Raw genomic sequence first — 12,831 nt, forward strand, 5'->3', positions numbered from 1 at the left:
GCAGCGGCGGCCGCCGCGTGGGTCAAGGGGGTCAACACGCTCGACTCGATGCTTGGCTATCCCTCGAAGCCGATCGGGACCGCGAGCGCCCGACTGGACGACCTCGTCATGTTCCTTCCCGCACGTCTCGCGGCCGTCTCGATCGCCGTCGCCGCGGTCGACCCGCTCTCGCTCGCCCGCGCTCGAGCGTGGGCGCAAACTCCGCCGTCGCCCAACTCCGGCTGGCCGATGGCGACGCTAGCCTGTGCGCTCGGCGTTCGCCTCGAGAAGGTCGGTGTCTACGACCTCAACCCCGACGCCGACCTCCCGACGCTGGCCGAGGGCGAGCGGGCCGTCGCCGTCGTCGGCCGCGCGGCCGTCGTCGCGATCGCCGTCGCGGTCGCGCTGGCGGCCATCGTCGCGACTGTGCTGACACCGTTTGCCCCCGGACTCGAGCCGCTGCGCGCGATACTGACGACCGGCGACGCCGCCCCGGCAGAGGTGGTCCGATGGGCCTGATCGGTCGTTGGATCGGTGCCCTCCGTGGCGGGCTGGGCTTTCTGACCCGGTTGCCGGTCGGCTACCGCGACGGGGACTGGACGGCCTTCCGGACGACGCCGGCGGCGTTCCCGGTCGTCGGCCTCGTGGCCGGAACGCTCGCGGCGCTGCCGCTGCTTGCCGTCGGGACGCTCGCGGCACCGACCGTCGCGGTGGGGTATCTGCTCTCGGTCTACGCCGTGACGGGGATCCACCACCTCGACGGGATCGCCGACTTGGGTGACGCGCTGGTCGTCCACGGCGATGCCGAGCGCCGTCGCGAGGTGCTGAAGGACACGACGACTGGCGTGGGCGCGCTGCTCGCGGTCGCGATCACTGTCGCTGTACTGGCGCTCGGCGGTCTCGGGCTGGCCGGACTGTCGGTCCCCGCGGCGGTCGGCGTCGCGATCGGTGCGGAGATCGGCACGAAACTCGGGATGGCCGCGATGGCCTGTTTCGGCCGTGCCGCGTACGAGGGGATGGGCAAGGGGTTCACTGACGCCGCCGCGCCGGGATCGTTCCTGCTTCCCCTCACGATCGCCGTCGCAGCGGCCGCCGGCGTCGGCACTGCGCTCGCCCGGCCGCTCCCCGTCGCGGTCGCGCTGGCCGGTGCCGTCGCCGGCCTCGCGCTCCCGTGGTACTGGGCCGATCGCCACCTCGGCGGCATCAACGGCGATATCTTCGGCGCGGCCAACGAGATCGGCCGCGTCGCCGGCGTCCATCTGGGGGTGATCGCGTGGACGCTGTCGTGATGTGTGGCGGGAAGGGGACCCGCCTCGAGAGCCCCCACGAGAAGCCCCTGCACCCGATCGCCGGGACTCCCATGATCGATCGCGTCCTGTCGGCGCTCGGCGAGAGCCGGATAGAGACCGTCTACGCCGCCGTTTCGCCGAACGCGCCCGAAACGCGGGCACACCTCGAGAACCGCGATGGCATCCGGACGATCGAGACGGCCGGCGACGGCTACGTGGCTGATTTGATGTCCGTCCTCGATCGACCCGCTCTCGACGCGCCGATCCTGACCGTCGCCGCCGATCTGCCGCTGCTCGAGCCCCCGGTCCTCGACCGGGTCCTCGCGGCCCACGGCGACGACTGCGGTTCGCGGACCGTCTGCGTCCCCGCGGCGCTCAAGCGCCGGCTGGGCGTCAGCATCGACTCGCGGCTCGAGCCCGAGGACCACCTCTCGCCGACCGGCGTCAACGTGGTCGGCGCGACCGACGATTCACCATCCATGACCGACATCCACTACGATCCACGACTCGCGATGAACGTGAACCGACGCGAAGACGCACGGCTCGCGGCCGGCCGGCTGCGGACCCGGGACGGAGAGGGGCGCTGACCATGCGTGTGGTCCTCCCCGCCGGAACGACCGAGACGGGCCTGATCGACGGTATCAGCGCCGCCGGGGCCGCGCCGGAGCTGATGGAACACACCCCTTCCGCGGACGTCGAGATCCTCGCGTACGGGGCACCCGTCATGTCGCCGGTGACGCCGGTGAGCCCGAACGGCTGTCCGACGCCCGCGGCCGTGACCCGCGCCGTTCGCGAGGTCATCGACTTCGACGTCGCGGTCGTCGACGCGGGGCTCACCCAGTCGACGGCCGCGCCGACGGTCGATCTGGGCGTCGAACCCGGGACCGACGTCCGTGAGGCCGTCGCCGTGCCGGCGGCGGACGCGGTCTTCGACCGCGCCTACGACTACGGCGCGAGCCTCCCCGACGACGAACTGCTGATCGGCGAGACGGTCCCCGGCGGCACGACGACCGCGCTCGGCGTCCTCACCGCGCTCGGCGAGCCGACCGCCGTCTCCTCGTCGCTGCCGGAGAACCCGATCGAGCGCAAGCGCCGCGTCGTCGACGAAGCGCTGGCCGCGAGCGACCTCGAGCCCGGCGACTGCGAGGGCCGCCCGCTCGCGGCGATCGAAGCAGTCGGGGACCCCGTTCAGCCGACGGTGGCCGGGATCGCCGCCGGCGCGCTCGAGGCCGGCACCGCGGTGACGCTGGCCGGCGGCACGCAGATGATCGCCGTCGCCGCCGTCCTGCGTCACGCCGGGATCGACGCCCCGCTATCGATCGCGACCACGTCGTTCGTGGCCGACGAGCAGGGCGACCGGCTCGAGGCGGCCTGTGAGCAGGTCGGGTGCGATCTCACCGTCACCGATCCCGGCTTCGACGGACGCGACCACGTCGCGATGGAACGCTACTGCGCCGGCGAGGCCAAGGAGGGCGTCGCCATGGGCGGCGCGCTCTCGCTGGTCCCCGACGATGAGATGACTGCGGTCAGGGACCGGCTCGAGGCGGTCTGTACCCGGCTCGGAATCGACGGGTCGGGTGAAGAGCGTCAAGCGACGGAGGAGCCCCGTGGAGCCTGACGCGATCCGACGCGGGCAGCGGGTCCCCCATGGCGGCGAAACCGACCGGGACCTGCTCGACTTCTCGGCCAACACCAACCCGCGGACTCCCGACGGGGTCGCGGACGTCTACACGGCCGCGCTCGAGGACTCCAGACGCTATCCGGACGACGACTATCCCGAGTTCCGGGCCGCCGCGGCCGAATTCGTCGGCTGTGCCCCCGAGCGGGTGATCCCGTCCCCCGGCGGGCTCGCCGCGATCCGGCTGGCCATGGAGTCCGTCCTCGAGTCGGGCGACGAGGCGCTGGTGCCGTACCCGAGCTTCGGCGAGTACGCCCGGGAGATCCGGCTGCAGGGGGCCACGCCGCGGTTCGTCCGCTACGACGACCTCACCAATCTCGGACCGACCACCCTCGAGCCGTGCGCGCTGGCGGTCGTCTGTACGCCGAACAACCCGACCGGCGACGCCGTCGACCCGGACGCGCTCGAGGCGTTCGCGGCCCGCTGTGCCGACGCGAACACGACGCTGCTCGTCGACGAGGCGTTCCTCGGCTTCACCGACCGGCCGTCGATGGGTCGGCTGGACCGCGCAAATGTCGTCGTGGCGCGGTCGCTCACCAAGCTCTTCGGCTTGCCGGGACTGCGGGCCGGCTTCGCGGTCGCAAGCGGCGACCGACGCGACGCGCTCGAGACCGCTCGCCGCTCGTGGTCGCTCGGCACGCCGGCGGCTCGCGTCGGGACGCATTGCCTTCGACAGGACGACTTCGTCCGAGACACGCGCGAGCGGGTCGCGGACGAGCGTGACCGGCTTCGCGAGGCCCTCGAGACTCGGTTCGACGTCCACCCCTCGGAGGCCCCGTACCTGCTGTGTGATGTTGGCGACCGCGACGTGGCGACGGTGATCGCCGACGCGCGGGCCGCCGGCGTCGCCGTCCGGGACGCGACGACGTTCCGTGGGCTGGATTCACACGTTCGCGTCGCCGTCAAGGACCGCGCGGCGAACGACCAACTGCTCTCCGCGCTGGGCGTTCGCGACGCCGACGAGGGCGGCGACGACTGACAATGTCCGACCCCGACCCGGCCTACGGCGCGATCCGACGCGACGGCGTCCTCCGCGTGGGGCGGCCGGCCACCGAGTGGCTCTCGACCGGGCCGAACGGCGGGCGTCAAACGGCCGATCACGCCTACAACATCTCGGTGCCCGAGGGCTGGGAACGGACGGATCTGGCCGCCTACGTCGGGGAACGCCTCGAGCGAGCGGGCTTTGACCCGGCGGGTACGACGCGCCGCGGGCCGGCTCTGCTGACCGGCGTCGATATCGACGACGCGCGCGGCGCGTGCCGCGGGCCGGTCACGGTCTACGCGACTGCCGGGATCTCGAACCCGGCCGCGTTACCGATCGAGCGGTCACACGAGGCGGCGGACCGAACCGACGGGGGCGATGCAGACCCCCTCGCACCCGACGAGGCGGCCCAGGGACAGGCTCGGGGGACCGTCAACGTCATTGTCGGCACGACGCGGGCGCTCGCGCCGGGCGCGCTCGAGAACCTGATCGCCGTCGCCGCGGAGGCCAAAGCCGCGACCTTGCTAGCAGAAACCGGGTTTCCGGGGACTACGACCGACGCGATCGTCGTCGGCCACGACCCCGAGGGCCGGCCGGCCGAGTTCTCCGGCAGCGGGACCGAGGTCGGCGCCGCGACCCGCGTCTGCGTTCGAGACGCCGTTCGGGCGTCGCTCCAGGCCCACTACGCCGACCGCGACGCGGACGCCCCGGACTCGGTCACCGACGCCACCTACGGCGTCTCCACCGACGGCCGTGCCGCGGTCTTTCGGCCCCCGCTCGAGTGACCTCTCGAGCGACGGTCATCGACGGTTCGGCGACGGCTACAGAACGCCGACGTACTGCAGGCCCGCGATCAGCACGATCGCGACGACTAAGACGAGTTTGAACAGCCAGGGCGGAACGTCCTTCCGGATTCGGAGGGCCCAGTCCATGCAGGAGAATGTAACCCTAGTTACAACAATCTTCGGTCGGGTTCCGAGCGCGAACCCGCGACGTCGGTTCGCCACACCGCGGCGGTTCGAACCCGACAGTTAACCCGTCTCGAGCCCAACCGTCGGCCGATGGACGATCCGTCAGGGACCGACGACCAACCGGGCGAGGACGACCCGAGGGCCATCCGGTCGATCGCGCTGTCGCCGGAGGACGCCGTCGATGCCTACGTCTACGGCCGGGAGAACCCCGGTGACGCCGTCCTCCGAGTCACGCCGCCGTTCCACGGCCGGATGCGAGCCCGGATCCACGTCTACCGCCGCGACGACACCGAACTGACCGGCGCAGTACATCTCCCGCCGGCTGACGTCATCGCCGACGACGTCGTCGCCGACTACCCCGACCTCGAGTCGGCGCTCGCCGATGCCGACCCCGACTCCGACGAAGCCGAACGGATCCGCAAGCGCCACGCCGACTCGGTCGAGACGTGGCGAGACCGCGCTCGCGAGGCGATCGTCGAGACGGTCACCCTCGAGACCGACGAGGGGCCACGGCAAGTCGAGGTCAAGACGCTGGGATAACACGGCGCGACGAACCGCCGACTGTTTCGAACCGAGACGTGGTTCTCAGCCTCGAGCGTTGCTTCGTCCCGTACTTTCACTTTCACTCCGCACGGATCGGTTTGATAGACAGTCGGTCCAACTGGACGGTATGCAACTGACAGTCGAGCGGACCGACGACCGAACCGAGTGCAGCGAGGCCGACGATGCCACAGTCACTGCGGCCGCGGAGCCGGCCAGCCGGCAGCGACGACGCATCGACGTCACCGACCTCCACGCGGCGGGGCTCGAGGCGTTCGTCCGGACGAACGTCGATACCGACGCCGTCTCGCTCGAACACCGCGGCGGTCGGACCTACCTGCTGCTCGAGGACTGACCCTTCTGCGTCGCGATCCGTCATCGCTCGAGCGGCGCTAGCCACTGTCCCGATGCGTCGCTGGCGGTCGTCCCCTATAAAAAAGCGATCGTTCGGGAGCCCGTCCGTCTCGCCGTGACCGGAAGCGGACCGCTCAGAGGCGCTGCAGGCGGACCTCGTCGTCGGAGATCGACTCGACGTGGTCGTCGTCGAGCGGGTAGGTGTCCTCGTCGCGGTCGCCCCAACCGAGTTTCGATTTGATCGTGTCGGTCATTCCCGGATCGGGGTCGATGTGGGCGGTCCCGCCGCTGACGGACTGGACGATCCCGATCTCGTCGCCGTTGGCGTTGACGACCCGTTTTCCCTCGTCGTCGTCGGTGAAGTGTGCGGACATGCACGTTCCCCTCCGCCGGGGGGAAGGGTATAGACTGGCCCTGCATCTGCCCGGCGGTCGCGGCGAACTCGCCGGCGGTGGATTCTCGGCCGGGAACTGCGCTCGAGTCCGCAGTTCCGGCCCGGGAGCGCTGACCCCGGGCCTCGCCGAGTCGATCGACCCGACCCGCTCCGCAATGGAACCGGTACGACTAATCGGCAGGAACCGACACCGCCGGTAATGAAACTCGCGCGGATCGCGACCGACGACGGACCGGTATCGGGACGGTACGAGGACGGCGTCGTTCACGCCGACGACGGGGTCTACGAGGTGGGGACGGACGCCGACTTCCTGCCGCCCTGCGAGCCCTCGGCGCTGTACTGTATCGGCCGAAACTTCGCGGCGACTATCGACCAGATGGAGTACGAACGCCCCGAGAAACCGGACTTCTTCATCAAGCCGCCGGCGTCGCTGGTCGGCCACCGGGATCCGGTTCCCTATCCGTCGTTCAGCGACGAGGTGACCTACGCCGGCGAACTCGCGGCCGTCATCGACGAACCCTGCCGGAACCTCTCCGAGGACGAGGTCCCCGAAGTCGTCCGGGGCTACACGATCATGAACGATGTGGACGCGCTCGATCAGGGTGGGCGCACACCCAGGAAGGCCTTCGACGCCTCTGGCCCGCTGGGCCCGTGGATCGAAACCGCCGTCGACCCGACCGGGATCGACATGTACACCGACGTGGCCGGCGAGCGCCGCCAGGAGGCCAACACCGAACTGATGCTGTTCGATCCCTACGAGATCATCGCGTATCTCTCCCAACGGGTCACCTTCCGGCCCGGCGACGTGGTCTCGTTCGGCAGTCCGGCCAACCCCGGCCTCGTCGACCCCGGCGACACCGTCGAGATCACCTACGAGGGCGTCGGCACGCTCCGGAATACCGTCGTCGACGCGAGCGAGCGCGAGACCCTGCCGCTCGAGGGAGAGTCCGTTCGAGCATAGTTCGTCGCGCGAACGCACCGGCCGGTCCTACGACCGTCTCCCCGAACCCCTATCATCGAAGGGCAAACACGGATGCCTCAAGCGCCCCTAATTGGACCGATGTCGATGGACGAATTCGACCTAGAGGAACTGCTCGAGACAGGTGGGCCACAACTGAAGACGAGTCTCCCCGGCGTGGTCGTAACGACGAAACTCACCGACGCGGATGCGGACGAACTGGAAGCGGTTCACCGCCGGCAACTGGAGTACGCGCTCGAACACGCCGAAGAAGCGAAGGAAGCGACTCGAATGTGATTACGGGCGTCGGGTCCGAAAAAGTCGCGTTCTGGAGTGACACTCCGCAGCGCCGAACGGCGTGCGTGACGGGACGTGACCGGTCGACCGCCGCTCGACGAGAGACCGAGCCGAACCGCCGGGTAGAAAGGCACTTCACGGCGACCGCCCACCGACGACACGTGAGCGCCGACACCCGACGCGTCGAGGTCTACCCCGGCCGCGAGGTCGTCGTCGAGTTCGACCCCGAACTCACCTTCGAGTGCGTCGACGACTGCACGTGGTGTTGTCACCACGGCGTGTTGCTGTACGATCGGGACCTCCTCGAGTTGGCCCAGCGGGCGAACCTCTCGGAGACGACGACCGACTTCCGCGGCGAGAAGTTCGTCACTCGCGAGAACAAGGACCGCGACGACCACGTCGCCGAGGACGGCCACGCCTGTGCCTTCCTGCGCGAGGACGGCCTCTGTACGCTCCATCTCGAGGAGGACTGGAAACCCACCCGGTGTTCGGTCTTTCCGCTCGCCGTCCACCTCGAGGATGGCGACCTCCACGTCGACATCAGGGACTCGGCCCACGACCACTGCGAGGGACTGAACGTCAGCGAGCGGCCGGTCATCGACAACCTCGAGGCGTTCCTCCCAGAAGTGCTATGGGACCTCGAGAACCCCGACTCGGACCGGGAACTGTAGCGGTGCCCCCACCGAACCTCCCGTAAATGGCAAACGGCCGTCAGCTATTTTCCCGTGACAGATAAATAGATGAACAGTATCGTGGGGAGAGCTACCACGACTCTCCAAGCGTTTAAAGGGCTGCCGCACGTAGTTAAACTGTGACAGAAGACTCCGGGCGGCGGAACCTCCGTATGCCCAACAGCGACGAAGTATTCGCCGTCGTAACCGAACACCTCGGTGGCAATCACGTCCAACTGCGGTGTGAAGACGGCAAGGAACGGCTCGGCCGCATCCCCGGGCGCATGAAATACCGCACCTGGATCGAGCCAGACGACATCGTCGTCGCCGAGCCGTGGGACTGGCAGGACGAGAAGGCCACGATCGAGTGGCGCTACACCGGCCAGGACGCGGATCAACTACGTCGCGAAGGCCACATCGATTGAACCACGCGACCGGGTCCGACAACTACTAGCTTTCTCTCGAGACGACGACCTACCTAGCAACAGCTCCCCCTCGAGCCGTGAAAAATCGGACGACGAGGCCGACTGTGTTAACAGAAATACACCCAGTAGGTGTGGCCGTCCGAACAGGTAACCGTCGTGTGGTCGCCAAACGCCGCGACCGACTGCCGTACCTTCACATCGACCTCCTCACGTGGGAGGGAGACCGTCGCGCTCTCCCCGCAGTGCGGACAGGTGACCGCTTTCGTCGCGATTGCTTGCATTGTCGTTCCCCGTGGTATAGTATGGCACGAGGGAGCATAACTGTTCGTCGCGGTCCGATCGCTCGCGGTCGACGCGTGTCGCGGCGAAACTGATCTACCGGACGGCGAACGCCGTTACGTTCGACCGTCGGTCCGTGCCTCGACGCGCATTTCGACGTACCGATCCGCCCACGTCCGGACGTGCCGCCGGATGGACTCGCGGACGGTCGAGATGAGTCCGTCCGTCGGGGCGTGATCGACGTGATCGGCTTCGTCCTCGAGTGCGGACTGCTCGCCCGGCTTCCGTGGCCCTTCTGGAAAACTCATCGTGCTAGTACGTACCGTAGTTAGTGTGATAAAGATTGAGGATATTTCCGCCACGCGGGAGCCCACGAGCGCGCTCCACTGTCTTCAGCCGCACTTGCCGCCATATGAACGGGTCACATGGACGGGACAGACGAAAATACTCTTGTTTCGGACCTCCGATAGCAGCGTTCACGCCTCAATGACCGATACGTCAACGTCGCCGAGCATCCAAAAGACGCTCCTCAAGTACCAACACGTGTTCGTGTTTCTCGCGCCGCTTTTGTTCGTCGTCGGCGTCTACTTTGTCGCACCGACCCCGGCGGATGCCGGGACTGGCTACTGGCTCGAGTACTGGTGGCTATTCGTCGCATTTCTCATCGGCGCGACCATCGTCAACACCGTCGGGATCAGCGGCTCCGCGCTGTTCGTTCCCTTCCTCATCTTCGTCTTCCCGCTGGTCGCGTATCCGCTCGAGCCGAACACGCTGGTGAAGATCGGCCTCATCAGCGAGTCCTTTGGCCTCTCGAGTTCCGCGCTGGCGTTTATCCAGTACGGGCTGGTCGATCGACGGCTCGGGACGGCGCTGGTCCTCGGTGGCGTCCCGTTCGTCGTCGCCGGTGCCCTGCTGTCGTTCGTCATCCCGGAACCGCTGTTTCACGCCCTGCTCGGGATCGCGCTCCTGGCGGCGGCGTACCTCCTGCTCAAGGCGAACCTCAGTCACGAGGAGCCCGGCGGTGGCGGCGGCGACGAGGCGGTGGCGGCCGACGGTGGCGCCGCCGAGTTGCCAAACGACGCGAACAAGCTCGGTCCCGCGGGGGTCGAAACGAACGACGCGGGGACCGTGACGCGGGTCGACCGCGACGGCAACGACTACCGCTACTCCCGGAGCGGCTACCTCGAGCGGTTCGCCAACTACAGCGTCGGCGGCGTCTTTCAGGGCCTCGCCGGGTTCGGAATCGGTGAACTGGGCATTATCTCGATGCTCCGGACCGACGTTCCCGTTCGCGTCGCGATCGGGACCAACCACATCGTCGTCGCAACGACGGCCGTGTTGGCCTCGCTCGTTCACGTCTTCGGCGGCGGGCTCGTGCCCGGCGGACACACGATGGATCTCGCCTCGACGCCGTGGAATATGGTCGTCTGGACGGTTCCCGCGACGACGCTGGGCGGACAGATCGCCCCCTACGTCTCGGCGGCGCTCGATACGAGTACCATCAAGAAAGGCGTCGGCGGCCTGTTCGCGATCATCGCCGTCGCGCTGTTCCTGATGGCCTCCGGCGGGATCTGAGCGGGACGTTCGCTACTCGCCTCGAGATCGGTTCCACCTCGAACCGCCGACAGAGGCCCCGTGTCATCGGGTCGCCTGTTTCCACTCTCGGAGCCCGACGGTCTCCCCGTCGAGCGCCGTCGGGTCCGCCTCGGTCGCCGCCCAGACGAACATCGGCGCGACGGAGTCCGGATCGCGCCCGGTCCCGCCCGAGAGGTCCGTCGCGACGGTACCGGGATCCAGACAGCCGACGACGTACTCGGTGTCCGCGGCGAACCCGCGAGCTACCGCCTCCGCCGTCGCCTTCGAGACCGCATAGGAGCCATAGCCCGCGTCCCCGTCTCGAGCGATCGCACCCGTCGGGACGAGGGCCCGCGCGCCGTCGTTCAGATGGGGCAGCGACTCGCGGATCGTCGCGTACGCGCCGCGCCCGTTCGTCCGCCAGTGGTCGTCGAACGCCGAGTACGACTCGTCGTCCATCGGCGTCCGCCCCGGTTCGCCGTGATAGACCCCTGCCGCGGGAACGACGACATCGATTCCGCCCTCCGAGCCCGCTCGCGCGGCGGTCTCGGTCAGCCGTTCCACGTCGTACTCGTCCCGGACGTCGGTCCGGTGCCCGTCGGCGGTCCCGCCCGCCCGCTCGAGGTCGTCGATGGTCGCCGCGACGTCGTCGGCGTCTCGAGCACCGACGACGACGGTCGCTCCCTCGGTCGTGAACGCTTCGGCGACGGCACGGCCGATGCCGCGCGTCCCGCCGGTCACGACGGCTGTCGTTCCGTCCATACGTCCGCTACGCGAGCCAGCCACAGGAATCCCCGGGGAACGCACGGCTGCCGGCGGACGGAAGCCGTCCATCGCTCACCCTCCCCGATAACCGGTCGGGTTCCCTACCTATGTGTGAACCACGTTTAACACGGGTCAGCTACTCATGTCGACCATGCAATCGCTGGCCGGTGAGTCGGTCGTCGTGATCGGGAGCGGAATCGGTGGGCTCTCGACGGCCTGTTATCTCGCCGATGCGGGTGCCGACGTACGCGTCATCGAAAAGAACGAACAGCTCGGCGGCCGGGCGAGCCGACTCGAGAAAGACGGGTTCCGGTTCGATATGGGGCCCTCGTGGTATCTGATGCCCGACGTCTTCGAGCGCTTTTTCGCCGAGTTCGGCCGGACGCCGAGTGACTATTACGACCTCGAACACCTCGATCCACACTATCGGATCTTCTTCAAGGACGGAGACCGGGTCGACGTCACGCCGGACTTGGAGCGGACGAAAGACGTCTTCGAGGAGTACGAACGAGGGGCGGGCGAGGCCCTGGAGCGATACCTCGAGAAGTCGAAGGAGAACTACGAGGTCGGGATGGAACACTTCGTCTACGAGGACCGGCCGCGGCTGCGGGACTACCTCGATCTCGACGTCGCCCGACAGGCCCGCGGCCTCTCCCTGCTGGGTTCGATGCAGGGCCACGTCGAGGGCTACTTCGACCACCCGAAGCTCCAGCAGATCATGCAGTACACGCTGGTGTTTCTCGGCGGCTCGCCGACGAACACGCCGGCGCTGTACAACCTGATGAGCCACGTCGATTTCAACCTCGGCGTCTGGTACCCCGAGGGCGGGATCGGCGCGGTCATCGACGGGATCACGGACCTCGGCCGGGAACTCGGCGTCGAGTACGAGACAGGTCGCCCGGCGACTGAGATCAAGGGCCGTACGGGCGGGTTCGAGGTCGAGACCGCCTCGGGACCGATCCCGGCGGATCTGGTCGTCAGCAACGCCGACTACGCTCACACCGAACAGGAGCTTCTCACCCCCGAACGGCGCGGCTACGACGCCGACTACTGGGAGGACCGGACCTACGCGCCCTCCGCCTTCCTGCTCTATCTGGGCGTCGAGGGCGAGGTCGACGAACTCGCACATCACACGCTCGTGCTGCCGACCGACTGGCAGGACCACTTCGACAAGATCTTCGAGGACCCACAGTGGCCCGACGATCCCGCCTACTACCTGTGTGTCCCCTCCGAAACGGACGACACCGTCGCGCCCGAGGGCCATAGCACCCTCTTTGCCCTCGTCCCGATCGCGCCCGGCCTCGAGGACACCCCCGAAATCCGCGACGAGTACCGCGATCGGGTCCTCGCGGACATCGCCGCGAACACGGGCACCGACCTCCGGGACCGGATCGTCCTCGAGGAACGGTTCACCGTTTCCGACTTCGCGAACCGGTACAACAGCCACGACGGGACGGCACTGGGGATGGCCCACACCCTCCGCCAGACGGCGCTTTTCAGGCCGCCACACCGCTCGAAAGAAGTCGACGGACTCTACTTCGTCGGCGGCGATACCACGCCCGGAATCGGAATGCCCATGTGTCTCATCAGCGGCGAACTGACCGCCGACGCGGTCCTCGACGATCACGGGACCGCACACACGCCGTGACGGCCGCTCGAGCGGTCCGGCGGACC

At 68.3% G+C, this 12,831-nt stretch carries 18 protein-coding genes; 14 read left to right on the forward strand and 4 right to left on the reverse strand.

Features of this window, described 5'->3' with window-relative positions; genetic code table 11:
- The 8 genes from ACERIM_RS18015 to ACERIM_RS18050 all read left to right on the forward strand — a co-directional run.
- Window positions 1-498, forward strand: a 498-nt coding sequence (locus ACERIM_RS18015; RefSeq protein ID WP_373633679.1) for a cobalamin biosynthesis protein, incomplete at its 5' end; no start/stop codon positions are given.
- Window positions 489-1,268 (forward strand): adenosylcobinamide-GDP ribazoletransferase, encoded by a 780-nt coding sequence (cobS, locus tag ACERIM_RS18020; RefSeq protein WP_006649510.1) that lies wholly within the window; start codon window positions 489-491, stop codon window positions 1,266-1,268. The genes ACERIM_RS18015 and cobS, both read left to right, overlap by 10 nt.
- Window positions 1,268-1,855 (forward strand): NTP transferase domain-containing protein, encoded by a 588-nt coding sequence (locus tag ACERIM_RS18025; RefSeq protein WP_373633723.1) that lies wholly within the window; start codon window positions 1,268-1,270, stop codon window positions 1,853-1,855. Before cobS ends, ACERIM_RS18025 begins: the two co-directional genes overlap by 1 nt.
- 2 nt (window positions 1,856-1,857) lie before the next feature.
- Window positions 1,858-2,886 (forward strand): nicotinate mononucleotide-dependent phosphoribosyltransferase CobT, encoded by a 1,029-nt coding sequence (cobT, locus tag ACERIM_RS18030; protein ID WP_373633680.1) that lies wholly within the window; start codon window positions 1,858-1,860, stop codon window positions 2,884-2,886.
- Entirely contained in the window at window positions 2,876-3,925 is a 1,050-nt protein-coding gene (gene cobD, locus ACERIM_RS18035) for a threonine-phosphate decarboxylase CobD (RefSeq protein ID WP_006649513.1), read from the forward strand. Before cobT ends, cobD begins: the two co-directional genes overlap by 11 nt.
- Before the next feature lie 2 nt (window positions 3,926-3,927).
- A complete protein-coding gene (locus tag ACERIM_RS18040) occupies window positions 3,928-4,713 on the forward strand; it encodes an adenosylcobinamide amidohydrolase (protein WP_373633681.1) in 786 nt (261 codons plus the stop codon).
- A gap of 276 nt (window positions 4,714-4,989) precedes the next feature.
- Window positions 4,990-5,439, forward strand: coding sequence for a hypothetical protein (locus ACERIM_RS18045; RefSeq protein WP_006649515.1), 450 nt, complete (start codon window positions 4,990-4,992; stop codon window positions 5,437-5,439).
- 130 nt (window positions 5,440-5,569) lie between these two features.
- A complete protein-coding gene (locus ACERIM_RS18050; RefSeq protein ID WP_373633682.1) occupies window positions 5,570-5,794 on the forward strand; it encodes a hypothetical protein in 225 nt (74 codons plus the stop codon).
- Window positions 5,795-5,927: 133 nt separating this feature from the next.
- On the opposite strand, the gene ACERIM_RS18055 is transcribed toward ACERIM_RS18050, so the two are convergent.
- The gene (locus tag ACERIM_RS18055) at window positions 5,928-6,167 is read right to left on the reverse strand and encodes a hypothetical protein (RefSeq protein WP_006179801.1); all 240 of its coding nucleotides are present in this window, start codon (window positions 6,165-6,167) and stop codon (window positions 5,928-5,930) included.
- 219 nt (window positions 6,168-6,386) lie between these two features.
- Here ACERIM_RS18055 and ACERIM_RS18060 point away from each other — a divergent pair, with 219 nt between their 5' ends.
- From ACERIM_RS18060 to ACERIM_RS18075, 4 genes are all read left to right on the forward strand, one after another.
- Complete coding sequence (locus ACERIM_RS18060) at window positions 6,387-7,148, forward strand: fumarylacetoacetate hydrolase family protein (protein ID WP_373633683.1); 762 nt, start codon at window positions 6,387-6,389, stop codon at window positions 7,146-7,148.
- A gap of 99 nt (window positions 7,149-7,247) precedes the next feature.
- Complete coding sequence (locus ACERIM_RS18065) at window positions 7,248-7,442, forward strand: hypothetical protein (RefSeq protein ID WP_136396898.1); 195 nt, start codon at window positions 7,248-7,250, stop codon at window positions 7,440-7,442.
- Between the two features lie 161 nt (window positions 7,443-7,603).
- On the forward strand, window positions 7,604-8,113 hold the full coding sequence (locus ACERIM_RS18070; RefSeq protein ID WP_373633684.1) for a YkgJ family cysteine cluster protein: 510 nt from the start codon (window positions 7,604-7,606) through the stop codon (window positions 8,111-8,113).
- Window positions 8,114-8,253: 140 nt separating this feature from the next.
- Entirely contained in the window at window positions 8,254-8,538 is a 285-nt protein-coding gene (locus ACERIM_RS18075; protein WP_084158299.1) for a translation initiation factor eIF-1A, read from the forward strand.
- A 107-nt stretch (window positions 8,539-8,645) separates the two neighbouring features.
- Here the strand turns inward: ACERIM_RS18075 and ACERIM_RS18080 are convergent, their stop codons facing one another.
- Window positions 8,646-8,819: a hypothetical protein gene (locus ACERIM_RS18080; protein WP_006649521.1), complete on the reverse strand. Its 174-nt coding sequence runs from the start codon at window positions 8,817-8,819 to the stop codon at window positions 8,646-8,648.
- A 114-nt stretch (window positions 8,820-8,933) separates the two neighbouring features.
- Window positions 8,934-9,125 carry a hypothetical protein gene (locus ACERIM_RS18085; protein WP_373633685.1) on the reverse strand — a complete coding sequence of 64 codons (192 nt, stop codon included), beginning with the start codon at window positions 9,123-9,125 and terminating at the stop codon, window positions 8,934-8,936.
- Between the two features lie 178 nt (window positions 9,126-9,303).
- On the opposite strand from ACERIM_RS18085, the gene ACERIM_RS18090 reads away from it, so the two are divergent.
- A complete protein-coding gene (locus ACERIM_RS18090) occupies window positions 9,304-10,392 on the forward strand; it encodes a sulfite exporter TauE/SafE family protein (RefSeq protein WP_006649523.1) in 1,089 nt (362 codons plus the stop codon).
- A gap of 63 nt (window positions 10,393-10,455) precedes the next feature.
- On the opposite strand, the gene ACERIM_RS18095 is transcribed toward ACERIM_RS18090, so the two are convergent.
- Complete coding sequence (locus ACERIM_RS18095; protein ID WP_373633686.1) at window positions 10,456-11,154, reverse strand: SDR family NAD(P)-dependent oxidoreductase; 699 nt, start codon at window positions 11,152-11,154, stop codon at window positions 10,456-10,458.
- A gap of 154 nt (window positions 11,155-11,308) precedes the next feature.
- Here ACERIM_RS18095 and ACERIM_RS18100 point away from each other — a divergent pair, with 154 nt between their 5' ends.
- Complete coding sequence (locus ACERIM_RS18100) at window positions 11,309-12,805, forward strand: phytoene desaturase family protein (RefSeq protein ID WP_373633687.1); 1,497 nt, start codon at window positions 11,309-11,311, stop codon at window positions 12,803-12,805.
- Window positions 12,806-12,831: the final 26 nt, after the last annotated feature.

It is taken from the genome of Natrinema sp. H-ect1, assembly GCF_041821105.1.
Lineage (GTDB): Archaea > Halobacteriota > Halobacteria > Halobacteriales > Natrialbaceae > Natrinema > Natrinema thermotolerans.

Excerpts from the sequence above, each read along its gene's own strand:
- cobS (WP_006649510.1), top strand. The coding sequence starts at position 489 with ATGGGCCTGATCGGTCGTTGGATCGGTGCCCTCCGTGGCGGGCTGGGC.
- ACERIM_RS18025 (WP_373633723.1), top strand. The coding sequence starts at position 1,268 with ATGTGTGGCGGGAAGGGGACCCGCCTCGAGAGCCCCCACGAGAAGCCC.
- cobT (WP_373633680.1), top strand. The coding sequence starts at position 1,858 with ATGCGTGTGGTCCTCCCCGCCGGAACGACCGAGACGGGCCTGATCGAC.
- ACERIM_RS18040 (WP_373633681.1), top strand. The coding sequence starts at position 3,928 with ATGTCCGACCCCGACCCGGCCTACGGCGCGATCCGACGCGACGGCGTC.
- ACERIM_RS18045 (WP_006649515.1), top strand. The coding sequence starts at position 4,990 with ATGGACGATCCGTCAGGGACCGACGACCAACCGGGCGAGGACGACCCG.
- ACERIM_RS18050 (WP_373633682.1), top strand. The coding sequence starts at position 5,570 with ATGCAACTGACAGTCGAGCGGACCGACGACCGAACCGAGTGCAGCGAG.
- ACERIM_RS18055 (WP_006179801.1), bottom strand. The coding sequence starts at position 6,167 with ATGTCCGCACACTTCACCGACGACGACGAGGGAAAACGGGTCGTCAAC.
- ACERIM_RS18060 (WP_373633683.1), top strand. The coding sequence starts at position 6,387 with ATGAAACTCGCGCGGATCGCGACCGACGACGGACCGGTATCGGGACGG.
- ACERIM_RS18065 (WP_136396898.1), top strand. The coding sequence starts at position 7,248 with ATGTCGATGGACGAATTCGACCTAGAGGAACTGCTCGAGACAGGTGGG.
- ACERIM_RS18080 (WP_006649521.1), bottom strand. The coding sequence starts at position 8,819 with ATGCAAGCAATCGCGACGAAAGCGGTCACCTGTCCGCACTGCGGGGAG.
- ACERIM_RS18085 (WP_373633685.1), bottom strand. The coding sequence starts at position 9,125 with ATGAGTTTTCCAGAAGGGCCACGGAAGCCGGGCGAGCAGTCCGCACTC.
- ACERIM_RS18090 (WP_006649523.1), top strand. The coding sequence starts at position 9,304 with ATGACCGATACGTCAACGTCGCCGAGCATCCAAAAGACGCTCCTCAAG.
- ACERIM_RS18095 (WP_373633686.1), bottom strand. The coding sequence starts at position 11,154 with ATGGACGGAACGACAGCCGTCGTGACCGGCGGGACGCGCGGCATCGGC.
- ACERIM_RS18100 (WP_373633687.1), top strand. The coding sequence starts at position 11,309 with ATGCAATCGCTGGCCGGTGAGTCGGTCGTCGTGATCGGGAGCGGAATC.